Origin of the sequence: Brevibacillus fluminis, from assembly GCF_003710825.1 — a bacterium.
In the GTDB taxonomy this organism is placed as follows: Bacteria; Bacillota; Bacilli; order Brevibacillales; family Brevibacillaceae; genus Brevibacillus_D; species Brevibacillus_D fluminis.
The window spans coordinates 710014-726053 of sequence record NZ_RHHQ01000012.1; the positions used below are offsets into that span (position 1 = coordinate 710014).

18 protein-coding genes and 1 riboswitch are annotated in these 16040 nt (G+C 52.2%); of the genes, 11 read left to right on the plus strand and 7 right to left on the minus strand.

Annotated features, from left to right (window positions below):
• Positions 1-67: 67 nt before the first annotated feature.
• Complete coding sequence (locus EDM56_RS17410; protein WP_122919129.1) at positions 68-448, minus strand: Na-translocating system protein MpsC family protein; 381 nt, start codon at positions 446-448, stop codon at positions 68-70.
• Positions 449-677: 229 nt separating this feature from the next.
• Positions 678-821: riboswitch (cyclic di-AMP (ydaO/yuaA leader) on the plus strand.
• Between the two features lie 632 nt (positions 822-1453).
• Here EDM56_RS17410 and EDM56_RS32260 point away from each other — a divergent pair.
• The 6 genes from EDM56_RS32260 to EDM56_RS31530 are packed head-to-tail and all read left to right on the plus strand — an operon-like array spanning position 1454 to position 8481.
• Positions 1454-1531, plus strand: coding sequence for a potassium-transporting ATPase subunit F (locus tag EDM56_RS32260; protein ID WP_122919229.1), 78 nt, complete (start codon positions 1454-1456; stop codon positions 1529-1531).
• A 46-nt stretch (positions 1532-1577) separates the two neighbouring features.
• Complete coding sequence (gene kdpA, locus EDM56_RS17420) at positions 1578-3251, plus strand: potassium-transporting ATPase subunit KdpA (RefSeq protein WP_122919230.1); 1674 nt, start codon at positions 1578-1580, stop codon at positions 3249-3251.
• A 20-nt stretch (positions 3252-3271) separates the two neighbouring features.
• The gene (gene kdpB, locus EDM56_RS17425; RefSeq protein ID WP_122919130.1) at positions 3272-5311 is read left to right on the plus strand and encodes a potassium-transporting ATPase subunit KdpB; all 2040 of its coding nucleotides are present in this window, start codon (positions 3272-3274) and stop codon (positions 5309-5311) included.
• Positions 5312-5356: 45 nt separating this feature from the next.
• A complete protein-coding gene (gene kdpC, locus EDM56_RS17430; RefSeq protein ID WP_183192491.1) occupies positions 5357-5914 on the plus strand; it encodes a potassium-transporting ATPase subunit KdpC in 558 nt (185 codons plus the stop codon).
• 1 nt (position 5915) lies between these two features.
• Positions 5916-8288: a histidine kinase gene (locus EDM56_RS17435; protein ID WP_122919131.1), complete on the plus strand. Its 2373-nt coding sequence runs from the start codon at positions 5916-5918 to the stop codon at positions 8286-8288.
• 28 nt (positions 8289-8316) lie between these two features.
• Positions 8317-8481 carry a hypothetical protein gene (locus tag EDM56_RS31530; protein WP_183192492.1) on the plus strand — a complete coding sequence of 55 codons (165 nt, stop codon included), beginning with the start codon at positions 8317-8319 and terminating at the stop codon, positions 8479-8481.
• A 109-nt stretch (positions 8482-8590) separates the two neighbouring features.
• Here the strand turns inward: EDM56_RS31530 and EDM56_RS17440 are convergent, their stop codons facing one another.
• Complete coding sequence (locus EDM56_RS17440; protein WP_122919132.1) at positions 8591-10036, minus strand: recombinase family protein; 1446 nt, start codon at positions 10034-10036, stop codon at positions 8591-8593.
• 135 nt (positions 10037-10171) lie between these two features.
• On the opposite strand from EDM56_RS17440, the gene EDM56_RS31535 reads away from it, so the two are divergent.
• Entirely contained in the window at positions 10172-10330 is a 159-nt protein-coding gene (locus EDM56_RS31535; RefSeq protein ID WP_183192493.1) for a hypothetical protein, read from the plus strand.
• Here EDM56_RS31535 and EDM56_RS17445 read toward each other — a convergent pair.
• Both EDM56_RS17445 and EDM56_RS17450 read right to left on the minus strand, forming a co-directional pair.
• Positions 10327-10851 carry a hypothetical protein gene (locus EDM56_RS17445; RefSeq protein ID WP_122919133.1) on the minus strand — a complete coding sequence of 175 codons (525 nt, stop codon included), beginning with the start codon at positions 10849-10851 and terminating at the stop codon, positions 10327-10329. The two genes, EDM56_RS31535 and EDM56_RS17445, sit on opposite strands and share 4 nt — an antisense overlap.
• Before the next feature lie 430 nt (positions 10852-11281).
• Positions 11282-11905, minus strand: a complete 624-nt coding sequence (locus tag EDM56_RS17450; protein ID WP_122919134.1) for a trypsin-like peptidase domain-containing protein — start codon at positions 11903-11905, stop codon at positions 11282-11284.
• 185 nt (positions 11906-12090) lie between these two features.
• Between EDM56_RS17450 and EDM56_RS17455 the strand changes: the two genes are divergently transcribed.
• The gene (locus EDM56_RS17455) at positions 12091-12627 is read left to right on the plus strand and encodes a PadR family transcriptional regulator (RefSeq protein ID WP_122919135.1); all 537 of its coding nucleotides are present in this window, start codon (positions 12091-12093) and stop codon (positions 12625-12627) included.
• A 53-nt stretch (positions 12628-12680) separates the two neighbouring features.
• Here the strand turns inward: EDM56_RS17455 and EDM56_RS17460 are convergent, their stop codons facing one another.
• The 3 genes from EDM56_RS17460 to EDM56_RS17470 all read right to left on the minus strand — a co-directional run bounded on the left by EDM56_RS17460 (position 12681) and on the right by EDM56_RS17470 (position 14162).
• The gene (locus EDM56_RS17460) at positions 12681-13793 is read right to left on the minus strand and encodes an aminopeptidase (RefSeq protein ID WP_122919136.1); all 1113 of its coding nucleotides are present in this window, start codon (positions 13791-13793) and stop codon (positions 12681-12683) included.
• Between the two features lie 142 nt (positions 13794-13935).
• Positions 13936-14022: a YjcZ family sporulation protein gene (locus tag EDM56_RS17465; protein ID WP_122919137.1), complete on the minus strand. Its 87-nt coding sequence runs from the start codon at positions 14020-14022 to the stop codon at positions 13936-13938.
• A 44-nt stretch (positions 14023-14066) separates the two neighbouring features.
• Positions 14067-14162, minus strand: a complete 96-nt coding sequence (locus EDM56_RS17470; protein WP_122919138.1) for a YjcZ family sporulation protein — start codon at positions 14160-14162, stop codon at positions 14067-14069.
• Between the two features lie 182 nt (positions 14163-14344).
• Between EDM56_RS17470 and EDM56_RS17475 the strand changes: the two genes are divergently transcribed.
• From EDM56_RS17475 to ytxJ, 3 genes are all read left to right on the plus strand, one after another.
• On the plus strand, positions 14345-14581 hold the full coding sequence (locus tag EDM56_RS17475) for a hypothetical protein (RefSeq protein WP_122919139.1): 237 nt from the start codon (positions 14345-14347) through the stop codon (positions 14579-14581).
• 488 nt (positions 14582-15069) lie between these two features.
• Positions 15070-15474 (plus strand): hypothetical protein, encoded by a 405-nt coding sequence (locus EDM56_RS17480; protein WP_122919140.1) that lies wholly within the window; start codon positions 15070-15072, stop codon positions 15472-15474.
• A 166-nt stretch (positions 15475-15640) separates the two neighbouring features.
• Positions 15641-15961, plus strand: coding sequence for a bacillithiol system redox-active protein YtxJ (gene ytxJ / locus EDM56_RS17485; protein ID WP_122919141.1), 321 nt, complete (start codon positions 15641-15643; stop codon positions 15959-15961).
• The last annotated feature ends 79 nt before the right edge of the window (positions 15962-16040 follow it).

Genomic DNA, 16040 nt, shown 5'->3' on the forward strand with positions numbered 1-16040 from the left:
CCGACGTAGGAGAGGGACGGCGTGCAAAAAAATCGGCGCCGGGTGCGTGCCGGCGCTATTTGTTGCGTTATTTTTGTTTGTCGTCCAAATACCGTTCCACATCACGGTCCATTACAAATACCTCGATGCGCTCGCCCATTTTCGTGCTAATGTCGCTATGACTGGAGAGGACTTTGCACCCGGTGATGCGCTGGACGATCTCTTCTGATTCTTCACTGTACATTTCACGAAGTACCTGACGCATTTCCTTAACGACGCGGCGGCCTTTCTCATGGGAGACGAGATGTTTTTCCTCGACGGTCAGTACTCCTTTAAAACGGGAAATGATCATGTCACACACGATGTACGTTTTTGCTTCCTGTGGTCCGCGTCCCAGCAGATCGCGTTGGAATTTGATGAATGCTTCACTTAAATCGGCTTCCATTTTTTTCTTTGCGGAAATGGCCACTCGTTTTCCCTCCACCATCATGCTCGGTTTGCTAATGTGCCTTATCTTACTTGGGGCAACTTTTGCTTGTCAATATGGTGAAAACGGAAGAAATAATGGGATTGGATGAGGTATCGAGAGATAAAGCCCTTCTAATATGTGGAAATGGCATTGTTTATCGCTTTTTTGCATTTTTGCCGGGATTCACAAGCAAAATCGTTCAGCGTATAATCAGACACGTAAGCATCAATTGCATATTCGGCCTAATCCCGGGGCATCCGGGAACGGAGGAACCAATCTTTTGGGGTTAATTCTGCAGCAGATGCAGAAGGGATGAGAAACTCTTTCGCCATCCTACCCGTCAGCTAACTTCGTCGGCTAAAGCGGAGGAGGTCATAAGACCGCCTTGTATTGAGGGGGCTTTTTTGCTGTCTACTTTTGCAAAATAACCCTACCCTACATGCAAATGATGCAGGTCTTTTTGTTTTGGTTTCATGGAGTAGTGCGAACTGAATATCGCTGTTTTTGGTAAAAAGGAACAGGGAGACAGAGCGCAAAGAAGGCAATTATGCTTGCTGGGCGTTAGGTAGACCAATGGGTACTTTTTCTCGGACAGTGACACGGATGTACGCTTGCATCGGTGAGCGCGGGGCGATTTTTTTCGCTACCGTCCACCTACTGCTTCAGCGCGCCGTTCACTGGGGAAAGGGTAAGCATTGGTCTATTTTTTTGTTCGAGTGCGGTTCGTTCGGACCAAACCGGAGGAGCCGAAAGGGAACGAGGAATGCAGCTAAGCGAATGGGGGTTCGTTTAGAGGGAACATATGCGAAACATGGTGGTTACAGGCAAGAGGGACTATCGATAGATCTGTCGATTGACCCAAGCGTGCGATTGAAACAAACGGGGAGGAAGAAAGCTGATGGACGATGTGATAGCTGTTCTGTTGATAGTGTTATCGTTCGGCGTATTTTTGGGAACGGTGCGGTTTTGTGAAAAAGTGACGGAAGAGCAGGGAGGCGGCGGGCAATGATTTTGCTGCTACTGATCACCGCGGGCGTGACGGGATATTTGATTCATGCGCTGGTGTATCCGGAAAAGTACTAGCCTGTGGCTGTGTGATTGAAGAAAGGGAGGAACGACTGTGGATTTCATCGATATGATCCAAATTGCCGTGGTACTGGCGCTGGTGCTGCTTTGCGCCGTACCGATGGGAGCCTATCTGGCGCGTGCGTTTTCACTGGAACCGACCCGCTTGGACCGGGTATTCGGGGGTACAGAGCGCTTCATTTATAAAATTTCGGGTATTACGTCAGAGGACATGAACTGGAAAACCTATGCGAAAGCGCTGCTGTTCTCCAATCTCGTGATGGTAGTCATTGCGTATCTGCTGCTGCGCTTGCAGGGCGTGCTGCCGCTCAATCCAAGCGGTATCGTGGGAATGGAGCCGCTTCTATCATTCAATACGGCGACGAGCTTTTTGACGAATACGAACTTACAGCACTATAGCGGCGAATCGGGACTTTCGTATTTTTCGCAAATGATGGTCATTATTTATTTAATGTTTACGACACCGGCTACGGGTATCGCGCTTGCGCTCGCATTTATGCGGGGGCTAACGGGAAAACGGAGCATCGGCAACTTTTATGTCGACCTGGTGCGGGCCCATACCCGTGTGCTGCTTCCGCTCGCAGTGGTTGTCACGCTGCTATTGGTCGCACAGGGTGTACCGCAGACATTGGGCGGTACGGTCAATGCGACGACTCTTGAAGGGGCGGTGCAGCAAATCGCCCGCGGTCCGGTGGCGGCGCTTGAATCGATCAAGCATCTGGGCACAAACGGCGGTGGTTTTTTCGGGGTCAATTCTTCGCACCCGTTTGAAAATCCAACGCCGATTACCAACGTCATCGAGATTCTTTCGATGTTCCTGATTCCCGCCGCGCTGCCGTTCACGTTTGGACACATGGCGGCAAGCCGCAAGCAAGGGAAAATCATTTTTGTGGCGATGGGGCTTGTGTTCCTTTTGTTCCTGGCGATCGTCACCGTCAATGAGACGAACGGAAATCCGGTGCTCGCCAATGCTGGTCTGTCGCAGGCAGCAGGCAGTATGGAAGGAAAAGAAGTGCGCTTCGGCATTGCGCAAAGCGCGCTGTTCACGGCTGTTACCACGGCGGCCACGACGGGGACGGTCAACAACATGCACGATACGCTTACCCCACTCGGCGGATTGGTTCCACTTGGGGAAATGATGCTCAACTGCGTTTTCGGCGGTGACGGCGTCGGAACGGTCAACATTTTGATGTACGCGATTATGGCCGTCTTTTTGGCGGGACTGATGGTCGGACGCACACCGGAGTTTCTCGGTCGCAAAATCGAAGGGAAAGAGATGAAGCTGATCGCCATCACGATTTTGGTTCATCCGCTGATCATCCTGGCACCTTCGGCACTCGCTCTGGCTACCGATATGGGGGCGTCCGCGATCTCCAATCCCGGCTTCCACGGCATCTCGCAAGTCGTGTATGAGTTCACGTCGTCAGCTGCGAACAATGGCTCAGGTTTTGAGGGATTGGGTGACAACACGCCATTTTGGAACGTGTCTACCGGCCTTGTGATGCTGTTTGGACGCTATATCTCAATGATCGCGCTGCTCGCTACGGCAGGCTCACTTTTGGCCAAGAAGCCGGTGCCGGAGACAATCGGCACGTTCAAAACGGATAACAGCACGTTCATGGTCATCTTGCTCGCAACCGTGCTGATCGTCGGGGCTCTCACCTTCTTCCCGGTGCTGGCATTAGGGCCGATTGCTGAGTGGCTCACCATACGATAGATGACAAAGGGGAAATCAAAATGAGTACTGCGCGCAAACATGCGCTTACCAATACCGTTTATAAGCAAGCGTTCACTGACGCTTTCCGCAAATTCGACCCGCGTGTCATGATCAAAAATCCGGTGATGTTCATCGTCGAGGTAGGGTTTGTGATCACGCTGCTGCTCACAATCGTGCCTGGTATATTTGGCGCGGAAGCCGACCCGTTCTATAACGGCATCGTCTGCTTCATCTTGTTTGTGACGATCTGGTTCGCCAATTTTGCCGAGGCGCTCGCCGAAGGCAGAGGGAAGGCGCAGGCAGACAGCCTGAAAAAAACAAAGCAAGATACGACGGCCCGCCTGCTGCAAAAAGACGGTTTCATCCGCGAAGTGCCGTCGACGGAGCTGCGTAAAGGCGACATTGTCGTCATCGAAGCCAACCAGCTGATCCCAAGCGATGGGGAAGTGATCGAGGGAATCGCTTCAGTCGATGAATCGGCCATTACCGGTGAATCGGCTCCGGTGATCAAGGAATCGGGCGGCGATTTTAGCTCGGTTACCGGCGGAACGCGCGTTGTCAGCGACCGGATTGTAGTGCGCATCTCGGCGGATCCGGGCGAATCGTTCCTCGACCGGATGATTCAGCTGGTGGAAGGGGCCAAACGCCAGAAAACACCGAACGAGATCGCCTTGAACACGCTGCTCGTCAGCTTGACCTTGATTTTCTTGATCGTGTGCGTAACACTGCAGCCGATCGCGGCTTACGTCCATGTGGCGATTCCAATCGCGACGCTGATTGCCCTTTTGGTTTGCTTGATTCCAACGACAATCGGCGGGCTTTTGTCGGCGATCGGGATTGCCGGGATGGACCGGGTGACGCGATTCAACGTCATCGCTATGTCCGGGAAGGCGGTTGAAGCGGCGGGCGACATCAATACGATCATTTTGGATAAAACGGGAACGATCACATACGGAAACCGGATGGCATCACAGTTCATTCCGGTGGGAGGAGCCAAACAGGCGGAGTGTACGCGGGCTGCAGCTTTGAGCTCGATTCATGACGAGACGCCTGAGGGGCGTTCGATCATTGAACTGGCGAAAAAAATGGGTGTGGCGCATGCGGAGCTGATGGGAACAGGAAGCGAAGGCATCGAATTCCAGGCGCAAACAAGGATGAGCGGCACGATCTTTGCCGACGGCAGCGAAATCCGCAAAGGTGCGGTGGATGCGATCAAGCAGTTTGCAATCACACACGGCGGTACGATTCCCGCTGACCTCGATGCCCAAACGGAACAGATCGCGAAAGAAGGTGGAACGCCGCTGGCTATCCTTGCGGGGACTCACATTCTGGGATTGATCTACTTGAAAGATACGGTGAAAGCGGGGATGAAGGAGCGTTTCGATGAGCTGCGTCGAATGGGGATTCGCACGGTTATGTGCACGGGGGATAACCCGCTGACCGCTGCGACCATCGCGAGAGAAGCTGGCGTGGACGATTTCGTCGCCGAGGCGAAGCCAGAGGATAAAATCGCCTTGATTCGCAGCGAGCAGTCACAAGGCAAGCTGGTGGCAATGACGGGGGATGGAACGAACGACGCACCGGCATTGGCTCAGGCGGATGTGGGCTTGGCGATGAACAGCGGCACGATCGCTGCCAAGGAAGCGGCCAACATGGTCGACCTCGACTCCGATCCGACCAAAATCATCGAGGTTGTCGCGATCGGCAAGCAGCTGCTCATGACGCGCGGCGCTTTGACCACATTCAGCATCGCCAACGACGTGGCGAAATATTTTGCGATCATCCCTGCCATGTTCATGCTCGCGATTCCGCAAATGCAGGCGCTGAATATCATGGGATTGTCCTCGCCGCAAAGCGCCATCCTATCGGCTCTGATTTTCAACGCGATTATCATTCCGCTTCTGATTCCTTTGGCGATGAAAGGCGTCAAGTACGTGCCGATGAGTGCCAGCAAGCTGTTGTCGCGCAATCTGCTGTTGTTCGGCGCAGGGGGTATCGTCGTACCGTTTGTCGGCATCAAAGCAATCGATCTCCTCATGCATGCAGTAGGGCTGGCGTAAGTGCCGCCCTGCTCCCACTTTTGATAGAAAGCACAGGTGACCATCATGTTGAAAAATTTGCGAATTAGCCTCGTTTTGCTCGTCTTGTGCGGGCTCATTTATCCGCTGACGATGACGGGTCTCGCGCAAGCCATCATGCCAAACCAGGCGGAGGGCAGCTTGATTACCGATCCATCGGGCAAGGTGATCGGTTCGGAACTGATCGGACAAAGCTTTTCCGACCCGAAATACTTTACCGGGCGCATTTCTTCTATCAATAACAACGCGGCGGGTTCGGGCTCCAATAACTATGCGCCGTCCAATACTGCCTTAAAAGAACGGGTGGAGAAGGATATCGCGGCTTTTCTCGCAGCCAATCCGGGCGTGAAGAAGGAAGACATTCCAGCAGACTTGCTGACCAATTCCGCATCGGGACTCGATCCGGATATTTCGGTGCAAGCGGCGAAGATTCAGGTGGCGCGGATTGCGCAAGCGCGTGGCCTCGAGCCTAAGAAGCTGGAACAGTTGATTGCGGAACAGACGGAAGGACCGTCACTTGGCTTGTTCGGCGAGTCAAGAGTGAACGTGTTGAAATTGAATCTGGCTTTGGACCAGCTGCGCTAAGATGGCAGAGCCATTTCGCCGGAAATCGCCGGAAGAGATTCTGGAATCGATCGCGACCATGGCGCGCGGACGGCTCACGATCATTCTCGGAGCGGTTCGTGGTGTCGGCAAAACGTATCGGCTGCTGACTGATGGTTTGCAAATGCAGAAGCGCGGCCTCGATGTAGTGATCGGTGTACTTGGTGCTGCCGACCATGAGCAGATGGGCGAGCTTGCCGCCACGTTGCCGCACATGCCGACAATCGAATGGCAGGGTGAGGACGGACCCCGCTATGATCTGGATGTGGCAGCGATCCTTTCGCGCGATCCGGAGGTGGTGCTGGTAGATGGCTTGGCGCACCGCAATGCACCTGGTGCCCCACGTCCAGACCGGTTAAGCGATATTAAGGAGCTGCTCGCACACAAGATCAGCGTGATTACCACGGTGAATATTTACGAGCTGGCAGGCGTAAAGGAGATTGCCGACAAATTGCTGAAAGGGACGACGGTCCAGGTCACCGCGTTCGTGCCGGAGGATACGCTGGCATTGGCCGATGAAGTCAAGCTCTTGGATGTGACCCCGGACGCGATTCTCGCCCGCCTTGCCGAAGGGAGTCTCGACGCGAAAGTGATGGCGAAAAAGGGTGCCAAGCAGCTCTACCGTCGGCATAACTTGTCAGTCTTGCGCGAGCTGTCGCTGCGGATCATGGCCGGAGAAGTGAACGATGCGCTCGATGAATACCGCGACCAGCTGGGGCTGATCGGTCCATCTGGCGCGGCGGAGCGCATTTTGGTCACGGCGCAGTACCATGCGAACGGGTCAATTTTGATTCGGCGCGGTCAGCAGGTTGCCAACCGGTTAGGCGCGGAGCTGCTCATCGTCTGCTTTCGCAAGGATGGGGTCGAACTGACAATGGAGGAGGCGGCATTCCGGCGGGCGATTGTCCGACTGGCGGAAAAGGTTGGCGGTGCCTTCGAAGAGCAGGTGCTGGATCGGTACCAAAGCGTACCACAGGCGATCGTTTCCTATGCGATGCGGCATAAGGTCACACGCATTTTGATGGGGCAATCGAATCGGAGCCGTTGGCACGAGATTGCGTACGGCTCGATTTGCAACCGAATTTTACGGCAAACACGCAGCATCGATGTGTTACTCGTCGCCGATAAAATGAAGCGCGATGGCGAACGGGTAATGCCCGCCCTGCGCAAGCAGCCGATGCGCTCGCCTGACCCGTACCGCCGGCTCACCACCGATGAAATGAAACTGCGCGTTCTCAAGATGCAGCGTGGCCATCTCAAAGTGTATATCGGCGCCGCCCCCGGCGTAGGCAAAACGTACACGATGCTGCGCGAAGGGAATGTGCTGCTGTGCAAAGGAATCGATGTCGTTATCGGGCTTTTGGAAACGCACGGGCGCAAGGAAACGATGGAACAGGTGGGTGAACTTACGCTCATCCCGCGAAAAAAAATTGCGTATCGCAATGTATGGCTGGAAGAAATGGACACGGATGCAATTATCGCCCGCAATCCCGAGGTTGTGCTGGTTGACGAGCTTGCCCACACGAACGTGCCGGGTAGTCAATTCGAGAAGCGGTTTCAAGATGTAGAACGGCTGCTGGCAGCAGGCATTTCGGTCATTACGACGGTAAACGTGCAGCATCTGGAGAGCTTGAACGACAGTGTGGAGCAGATCACGGGCGTACGGGTGCGGGAGACCGTCCCGGACCATATGCTGCAGCATGCCGACGAAGTCGAGCTGATCGATATCGCACCGGAAGCGCTCCGGCTGCGTATGCGCGAAGGCAATATTTATGCGTCGGAGAAGGTGGAGCAGGCGCTGGGCCAATTTTTTAAAAAGGTAAACTTGATCGCTCTGCGCGAGCTTGCCTTGCGCGAGGTCGCGGATGATGTGGATGAACGGCTGGAGGCTTGGGAGCGGAGGGGGGCATTGCGCGGCGCTTGGCAAAAGCAGGAGGCCATCTTTGTTTGTGTCAATCTGCGTCCCGATTCCGAACGGTTGATTCGTCACGGGTTTCGGATTGCGTATCGGCTAAAGGCCGATTGGTATGTGGCGTACGTACAGGAGAAGCCCAGTTTGTCGGAAGCGGAGAATCGGCTGCTGGTGCGGATCAAACAGATCACGGAACGGCTTGGCGGCCAATTCGTGCAATACGAGGCGCCGTCGCGCCGCCGCGCAGTTGTTGTACTGGCGAATGCGGTGAATGAAAAGCGGACGACACAGGTCATCATCGGACATTCCGCTCGGACACGGCTGGCGGAAATTTGTAAAGGCTCGGTCGTGGAACGGTTGCTGCGCCTGGTACGTCACGTCGATGTGCTGGTTATGGCCGATCGGCCTGCTGACATGGGACAGTCCGACAAGCGCATAAGGTAAGCGTAAAGCGAGGAAAGGAGGAGAGCGGATGGAGGAGCAGCGACCGCTTGCGGTCATCGAGACGACCAATGGGACGATCAAGATGACGATGGCGGCAGACCGGCAGGTGAACGAGCAGGAATGGCAGTCATTTTCCGAATGGCTGGCAGGAGCGCTCGCACAGGCTGCCCGCGGCGAATCGGTGGCAACGTAGCAACCCGGCTGTGACGGAGTTTTCCAAACCTAACGGAGAACCGTCGCGGAGCAAATGGTAAAAAAGACGGGAGGCGCTTTTGCATTCGCGGCAATTAGAACGCTGGCGGCTAACGGTAGACGGTGTTTGCGATGCGAACCTGGCGCTTACCGCAATCTGCGTCAAGCCGTTCGAGCAAAAGAGAAAGCAGCTGCTTTTTCTCCAACGGTTTAGCAGAGGCCCAGGCTAGCGGGAGGTTTTGTATGAGAAGAATGGGAGAGTCAGCTTCTCTGATCGGGCAATCAGCGTGCTCCGCCAGCTGTGCGCGCAGCCGCTCTTCTTGTTCACGTTCGGTTTGCAAGCCAAACGCGAGCTCTTCATGCGTGATGACTTGATCGAGGTAGGCCAGATGCCAGCGGTGCTTGCGAGCTTGCAGTTTTGACAGTTCGCGCTGAAGCGACGCTGTTTTTTGCTGGCGGGGGTGCTTGTATGGATCCAGCGCTCTAAGGGCAGCTCGTTCATCGGGTTCAATGTGGGCGAGCACGTCTGTGGCAAACTTTTCGGCCAGGCGATCTTCCCGAATGAGTGGGGCGTCGCATTCACGCATCCGTTTTCCTGTGCAGTGATAGAAGCGATAGCTGTAAGAGCGTCCGTTTTTGTTGACGTGACCGGTTTTGCCGAACATCGGACGGCCGCAACGGGCGCAGTGTAGCAAGCCGGAAAACAGATAGTCGGAGGCGAGCTGTCGCGGATGACGCTCCGTTCGCACCGAAAGCATCGACTGTGCCGCGAGAAACGTTTCCTTTGTGATAATCGGCTCATAAACATCCTCAAGGAGCACCCATTTCTCCGGTGGATTGGCACCGGTGCCTTTTTCCGCGTAATTCCAGCGCAGCGCACCATAGTAGACGTGATTGCGCAGCATCCGGTGCAGCGTAGATTCTGCCCAGCGCGAACCGTGCTTGGGCGGCACGCGTCGCTGATTCAGCCGTTTGGCGATGGCGGCTGCCCCGAGTCCGTCCACCTGCCATTGGAATATATCTTTCACCACTTCCGCTTCTTCCGGGATGACGCGAAGTCCTTCTGCATCAGCGGCAAAGCCATAAGGGGGAGGCCCGCCGGGGCGCTTTTGCTCCAAGGCCATTTGTTCCATTCCTAATTTCACCCGCTCAGCCAAATTTTCCCGTTCCCACTGAGCGAGTGCTGCCACAAGCGTAATGAACAAGCGGCCGATCGCCGTCGTCGTATCATACGCCTCCGTCGCGCTGCAGAAGCTGACGCGGTACCGCTCGAACTCTTGCAGCAGCTGGTACAGGTCCAGCACGGAGCGCGTCAGCCGGTCCAATCGGTAGACTAGCACAACATCCAGGCTACCGGACTGCACATCGCGGAGCATACGACCCAGTTCGGGGCGGTCGGTATGCTTTCCGCTAACACCTTCGTCAAAATAGTAGTCGGCAATTTGCCAATCTTGTGAATGGGCATATGCGGAAAGCTTTTCCTTTTGGGCGGCGATGGAAAACCCTTCCTGTGCCTGCTCTTCCGTCGATACCCGTCCGTAAAGCGCAGCTCTCATCGGCTCACTTCACCTCCTGCCTCTCTTCCTTAGTCTATGTATGGCGCAGGCGAAAACGGCCTGGACAGTGAAAACAGCGGAAATGTTCGACAAGCCATGCGGCATACGATGGGGGAATAAAGGAGGGATGGGAGCATGCAAAAGCCGAGCCCGGCCGCATTGGAGGCGGTATATGGCTATGTGCTTCGGGAGCTGCTGCCGAAAATGGTTGCCAACCAGCCCGAGGCAGCAAAAAAACCGCCGCTCTCTGCATCTGGCAAAGAACAGCGGCCAATCGATGAAAACAAGGCTTAACGCGATTTTTTCGTTGGGAATGCACGATCGAGAAAATATCCGAACGTGACGCATGCTGTGGAAACAAAGAGTGCGGCCATCGAGGATAGGAGCACCCCTTTGACGATGGTGGCGGACAGCAGCAGCATGATAAAAATGGTGGCGATCAACTCCGCTACGACCACCCACTCCGGGGATAAGCCGATTTGCTGAAGAAACGCTTTGAGGAACGGCTCAGCCAGCAGTTCATAGAAGATCAGCAGAATGACGCTCAAGAGCGAAAAGAGGAACAAGGGCAGCAAATGGGTATGATCCACCAGATTGGGGAATAGCCAGCCGGATAGCCAAAGAATCGCAGTGAGAATCAGCACGAGCGGTATGCAGCTAAAAAGGATGACGCTTACAGTGATGAGCATGACAAACAAGGCTGCAAACGGTCCGCCCGTCCGCGTCGCTTGCTTGGGAATCGCGCGATTGAACAAGATCATTCCAAATGTTATGCAAAATCCAAAAAGGATGGAAAGTTCGACGTTTGCCGACATGCAAATTACCCCTACTATCTGTTCGTCATTTTGTGTATCTATTATAGCATAGATTGATCGAAGCTTTGCGAGAATAAACCGCTTGCAAAATATTCAAACAGATGGTTCGCATCTACCGGTACACAGTGGAAGCGGCGCGCAAGCAAAAGCCACAGATCCCGCTCTATGGCAATGACGGCATTCCAAATCCGGGATGAAATCGAATTGGAAAAGGATGTGTCAGGAGAAGATTCCCCTCATTTCCATCATTATCCTATAAATTCTGCAGCTGGCGATGTCGATTATAGTAATAGGGGAGGCTAAAACGGCCTCGCCATCTAGTAACGATTTTCTTGGGGCAGTGCATTCCTTGATAAAGGCAACCAATTCTAGCAGAGTGGTTGTCTTATTTCTTGTGTGAATATGGCAGATGTAGTGAATGTAGGGAGTATTACCTGTAACCGACTACTGATTTACAATAGGACTTTCGATATAATTTCATTATCACGTACAAACCCTTCCGACTCACTACTAGTAGTGGTCGGCTTTTTTTTTGCCCCTTGAAAGGAGTGTGGCGGTGTTTCGGCATTTTTATCCCTTTGGCACATGACGGGGAACCGATGCTGATAACCCATTCTCCGACCTTGGTCTGGGTCGAATCACCCAGCGGGAGCGGGTACAAGCGGCAGTCGGCATTGATCTTGATGATCGCATAATCGCGAACAGGATCGCTATGGACACGTTTTGCCTCAAAAATCCGTCCGTTGCAAAGCTTGACAAGGATGGTTTTTGATTTGCCGACAACGTGCTCGGAAGTGAGTATATATCCGCTTGGGTGAAAGATGAACCCGGAACCGAAGCTGCGCTCCGTTGTCAGATTGTTGGCGGATTGCTGGCGAAACAGCTCTTTGATCATCTGGTCCACGCGAGAGGTAGAGACGTGGTCTTCTGTCACGATCGAAACAACCCCGTCTTTGACTTGTTCCACTAACGGAACGAGGAAATTTTGTGGGTTTAAACTGCTGGAGATAGGGTATTTACTTTTTATATAACCAGACCATTTTTTCCTCTTCACGCATATGTCCCCCCACAACAGATAGGTATGCATCATTTTATGGTGGGAGGAAACATGTGGGAAGCCCAAATATTGATTCACACTTTCCATCATATTGATATATGATTGATTTAGCTTTTATAATGGTCAAGGTAAGTATACTTAGTTACGTACAGAACAACTTTTCACAAACTCGGAGGCTCATAATGGATGTTAAAACGATTATTTTGGGGTTTTTAAATGACGGGGAGATGAGCGGATACGATATTAAGCAGTTTTTTTCCAATAGCATTGGTTTCTTTTATGACGCCAGCTTCGGCGCGATTTACCCTGCCCTGCGCAAACTGGAAGAAGAAGGGCTGGTAACGAAACGGGAAATCATTCAATCGGGCAAACCGAATAAGATTCTATACAACATCACAGACAGTGGAAAAGAATTGTTCCAAAAAGAAATGATGACGCCGATTCAGCCACCGATCGTTCGTTCTGACATGCTTGTGAAGCTGTTTTTTGCTGGTAAGCGCACACCTCAAGAGCAAGAGAAGCTGTTCGATGCTTGTTTGCAGCACCAAAAAGATTTGCTGGCGCAAACGGCCAAATCCCGTACCAAGTTGGCCGAAGGGATGGATGAATTTCAACAATTTTCTTGGGACTTTTCCTTACATTCTATTCAGAGCACTGTGCAATTTTTGGAAGACCACAAAGACCGCTTGCTGAAAACAAACGCTGAAGTGAAGGCGTAACATAGAAAAAGACGATGGTGTCTGCCAGCCCATCGTCTTTTATTTTTTTTTTGCTACCGCAGCTTGTCTGGATTCAGGCACTCCAGCTCGGGTATGACGAAGCGGCCATCTTTGCGGATCAAGGTTTCGTCGAAATAAATTTCTCCGCCGCCCCATTCCGAACGCTGTATGCAGACGAGATCCCAGTGGATCGACGATTTGTTGCCATTTGGCGCTTCGTCATAGCTTTGCCCAGGCGTAAAGTGGAAGCTGCCGTCAATTTTTTCGTCAAACAATATGTCTTTCATTGGATTTTGGATGTACGGATTCACCCCGATGGCGAATTCCCCTACATAGCGCGCACCTTCATCCGTATCGAACACTTTGTTGATTCTCTCCGTATCGCTGGCTGTTGCCTCGATGATCTTCCCATCCTTGAACGTGAGCTTTACATTCTCGAACGTATAGCCTTGGTACGGGGACGGCGTGTTATAGGAAATGACGCCGTTGACCGAATCCTTCACCGGGGCAGTGAACACCTCGCCGTCCGGGATGTTGTTTGCGCCTGCGCATTTGATCGCCGGAATCCCCTTGATGGAAAAACGTAAGTCGGTGCCAGGGCCCGTGATGCGAACCTGATCGGTTTTTTCCATGAGCGCTACCAAGTTTTCCATTGCGTCTGACATTTTGCTGTAGTCCAGATTGCACACATTGAAATAAAAATCTTCAAAGGCATCCGTACTCATGGAGGCAAGCTGGGCCATGGACGCGTTCGGATAGCGCAAAATCACCCATTTCGTTTCGGGTACGCGAACATCCAGCACAGGTCGTACAAAAAGGCGGCTGTGCAAGCTCATTTTGTCGCTCGGTACATCCGACAGCTCATTGATGTTGTCGCCCGAGCGAATACCTATGTAGCAATCCATCTGCTTCATGAAGGCGACATCCGCCTCGCGCATAATCGACAGCTGATTTTCATTGATGTTGAACAGAAGCTCACGCTGAATCGCCGGATCGATCAGCTGGACGTAAGGGTTGCCGCCGGCCTTGCACACTTCGGAAATGACCGATTTGACCAATTCAGGGACAGTGCCGACCGCATAAATCAGCACGTTTTCACCCGGCTGCACACGGGTTGAGTAGTTGACGAGATTACTTGCCAGCTGCTGTAAACGGGAATCTTTCATCACGCTTTCCCTCGCTTTCCTTGGACTTCCTCCCTATTGTACGCAATTTGCACGCAATTGAGCCTTACCGAACGCGGCGCTTTGTTCGCAAATTGAAAAAAGACTGGCGAATGTGCCAGCCCTTTTCCCGTGCGTTCATCGATTAGCAGTCAGCTGCCCCAACGATTACGAGCAAGATGAACAACACCAGTACCAATGCAAAGCAGTCTTCTCCAAAAATTCCACCCATGTTACATCCTCCTTATATGAAAAAGTAGTTAGGGGTACCGTTTTTTAGCACTCTGCTGCGCCGATGATAACCAACAGAATGAACAACACCAGGATCAACGCAAAGCAATCTCCGAAACCACCGTTAAAAATGCTGCTCATAAATGACTTCCTCCTTGATGTTTTTTCTCTTTTCACTTACATCCATAACATATGGCGGTAATCCCAAAGGGGTCACGAGGCAGACGCCCATATTTGCAAAATGTTGTGGTATATGATTCGAAAAACTTGGAAAAGCTAAAGGATACGAAAAGACAAAGCAAGCCGAAAGGATGACACTTTTTATGCGCCGAGCGTTCACAATACCACAGGATGAGCCGCATGTTACCATTACGATTAACGTGGGGGAAGACTTCAAATCGATCGTCTGGAAGGCACAGTATGACATGGATTTCAAAACCGAATGCCTCTTTTGCTACTCTGACAAGATCAAAGGGTATCGCGTGGAGGATGAATGGGGACGGAACGGCAAAGTTGCCGTGTGCCCTCATTGCGAAAAGGTAAATGCCGTTTATCTGTAGGTTTCATATGGAAACAAGCAAAATACCCTCGCTTTCCAATCGGAAGACGGGGGTATTTGTCCGTTTTACGAAAAATAGGAATACAAGTTCTCGCTAATACGGCGACTCCGGTACAAATTTTGCTGGCACCGCAGCGGCGCCGGCCGGACGGCTTTCGTGCTGCCTTCTGGCAAATTTGTCACCGTCATTCGACGTCACGGGTATAAACGCAAGTGCAGACTCATACAAATTGCGAAATGCCATACGAGCATGCTTTTCGTTCAGCTGAGGAAAAAGAAATGCGTGTCATCTCATAAGCGAAAACATAGAACGGCAAAAAGGAAATCTTGCTCCAGACGAACGAGAAGATCGGCATGAAAAATGCTAGGGCATACGCATGAAATGGCATGTCATCCACCAAGTACCACAAGCATTCTGACAGGATTTCGATTAGGATAAAAGAATGTATAGAAAGGTACAACCAGCGAGGAATTGAGGTGAAAACATTCATGCTGAAGAAATGCAGCCGCTGTGGAAGTGAAATGACGATCATGTTGCGCAATGTCGTGTATCGGAGAAGCGTGAAGATTTACAACGTACCGGTACATGTGTGCGGCGATTATGAATGTTCACATTCGCAGGTGGTTGAGATTATTAAAGAAGATTTGAAACAATTAATGAAAGAGCTTGGGCCAGCCCCGAGCCAGCAAGAGATTGAGTTCGAACAGATTTCGGAATTATCCCATCTTCTCGTATATGTTGCTGATCAATCGGAAACAAATCAAGAGACCGCTGTCCGTACGGTCGTAGAAAATCGCGTAAATGAACTGCTCGATCTGTTTCTTCTCGCACAATCGCTTGGCGACGAAAGATGGTGCACGGAAATCCGGAACAGGCTGGTACAGATCGTGTAGTCTTGTCGTGTGTAAAGAAAGGGATGACCTACAACCAAAAGGCGTCTTTTTCTTTACACCTGTGGATGCTTGCCAAATCACCATAAGCACTTCGCGACTGGCATCGCGCTTACCTTTTGCGTTATAGTGGGGGAGAAGAGCGTTACATGCGAAAGGAGCTTATGTGATGAAACAACTACATAGCATCGAGGAATTGGACCAGTTTATCGGCGAAGGCGGAAAGCGGTTGCTATTCAAGCACAGCACGGTATGCCCGATCAGCACGGCGGCGCATGACGAGTACCAAGCGTACTTGCAGGGCGCTGACATCCCGGCAGCGATGATTCTCGTTCGCGAGGATCGCCCGGTTTCCAACGAGGTGGAGAGCCGCTTCGGGGTTAAACATGAATCGCCGCAAATTTTCTTGATCGACAATGGTGAAGTGAAGTGGCATACATCCCATTGGAAAATCACAAAACAGGCGATCGGGGAAGCCGTAAACGCGTAAACATAAGCCAAACAAGCACCAAAAAAGACGAGAGCATCCATTTAGGAGGTTCTCGTCTTTTTTGTACGCATTACCCGCG

Bases quoted from the DNA above. Each gene is read 5' to 3' on its own strand.
- EDM56_RS17470 (WP_122919138.1), bottom strand. From the start codon at position 14,162: ATGAGCAGCATTTTTAACGGTGGTTTCGGAGATTGCTTTGCGTTGATC.
- EDM56_RS17440 (WP_122919132.1), bottom strand. From the start codon at position 10,036: ATGAGAGCTGCGCTTTACGGACGGGTATCGACGGAAGAGCAGGCACAG.
- EDM56_RS17455 (WP_122919135.1), top strand. From the start codon at position 12,091: ATGGATGTTAAAACGATTATTTTGGGGTTTTTAAATGACGGGGAGATG.
- EDM56_RS31535 (WP_183192493.1), top strand. From the start codon at position 10,172: ATGCAAAAGCCGAGCCCGGCCGCATTGGAGGCGGTATATGGCTATGTG.
- kdpB (WP_122919130.1), top strand. From the start codon at position 3,272: ATGAGTACTGCGCGCAAACATGCGCTTACCAATACCGTTTATAAGCAA.
- EDM56_RS17445 (WP_122919133.1), bottom strand. From the start codon at position 10,851: ATGTCGGCAAACGTCGAACTTTCCATCCTTTTTGGATTTTGCATAACA.
- kdpC (WP_183192491.1), top strand. From the start codon at position 5,357: ATGTTGAAAAATTTGCGAATTAGCCTCGTTTTGCTCGTCTTGTGCGGG.
- ytxJ (WP_122919141.1), top strand. From the start codon at position 15,641: ATGAAACAACTACATAGCATCGAGGAATTGGACCAGTTTATCGGCGAA.
- EDM56_RS17460 (WP_122919136.1), bottom strand. From the start codon at position 13,793: ATGAAAGATTCCCGTTTACAGCAGCTGGCAAGTAATCTCGTCAACTAC.
- EDM56_RS17465 (WP_122919137.1), bottom strand. From the start codon at position 14,022: ATGGGTGGAATTTTTGGAGAAGACTGCTTTGCATTGGTACTGGTGTTG.
- EDM56_RS17475 (WP_122919139.1), top strand. From the start codon at position 14,345: ATGCGCCGAGCGTTCACAATACCACAGGATGAGCCGCATGTTACCATT.
- EDM56_RS17480 (WP_122919140.1), top strand. From the start codon at position 15,070: ATGCTGAAGAAATGCAGCCGCTGTGGAAGTGAAATGACGATCATGTTG.
- EDM56_RS31530 (WP_183192492.1), top strand. From the start codon at position 8,317: ATGGAGGAGCAGCGACCGCTTGCGGTCATCGAGACGACCAATGGGACG.
- EDM56_RS32260 (WP_122919229.1), top strand. From the start codon at position 1,454: ATGATTTTGCTGCTACTGATCACCGCGGGCGTGACGGGATATTTGATT.
- EDM56_RS17435 (WP_122919131.1), top strand. From the start codon at position 5,916: ATGGCAGAGCCATTTCGCCGGAAATCGCCGGAAGAGATTCTGGAATCG.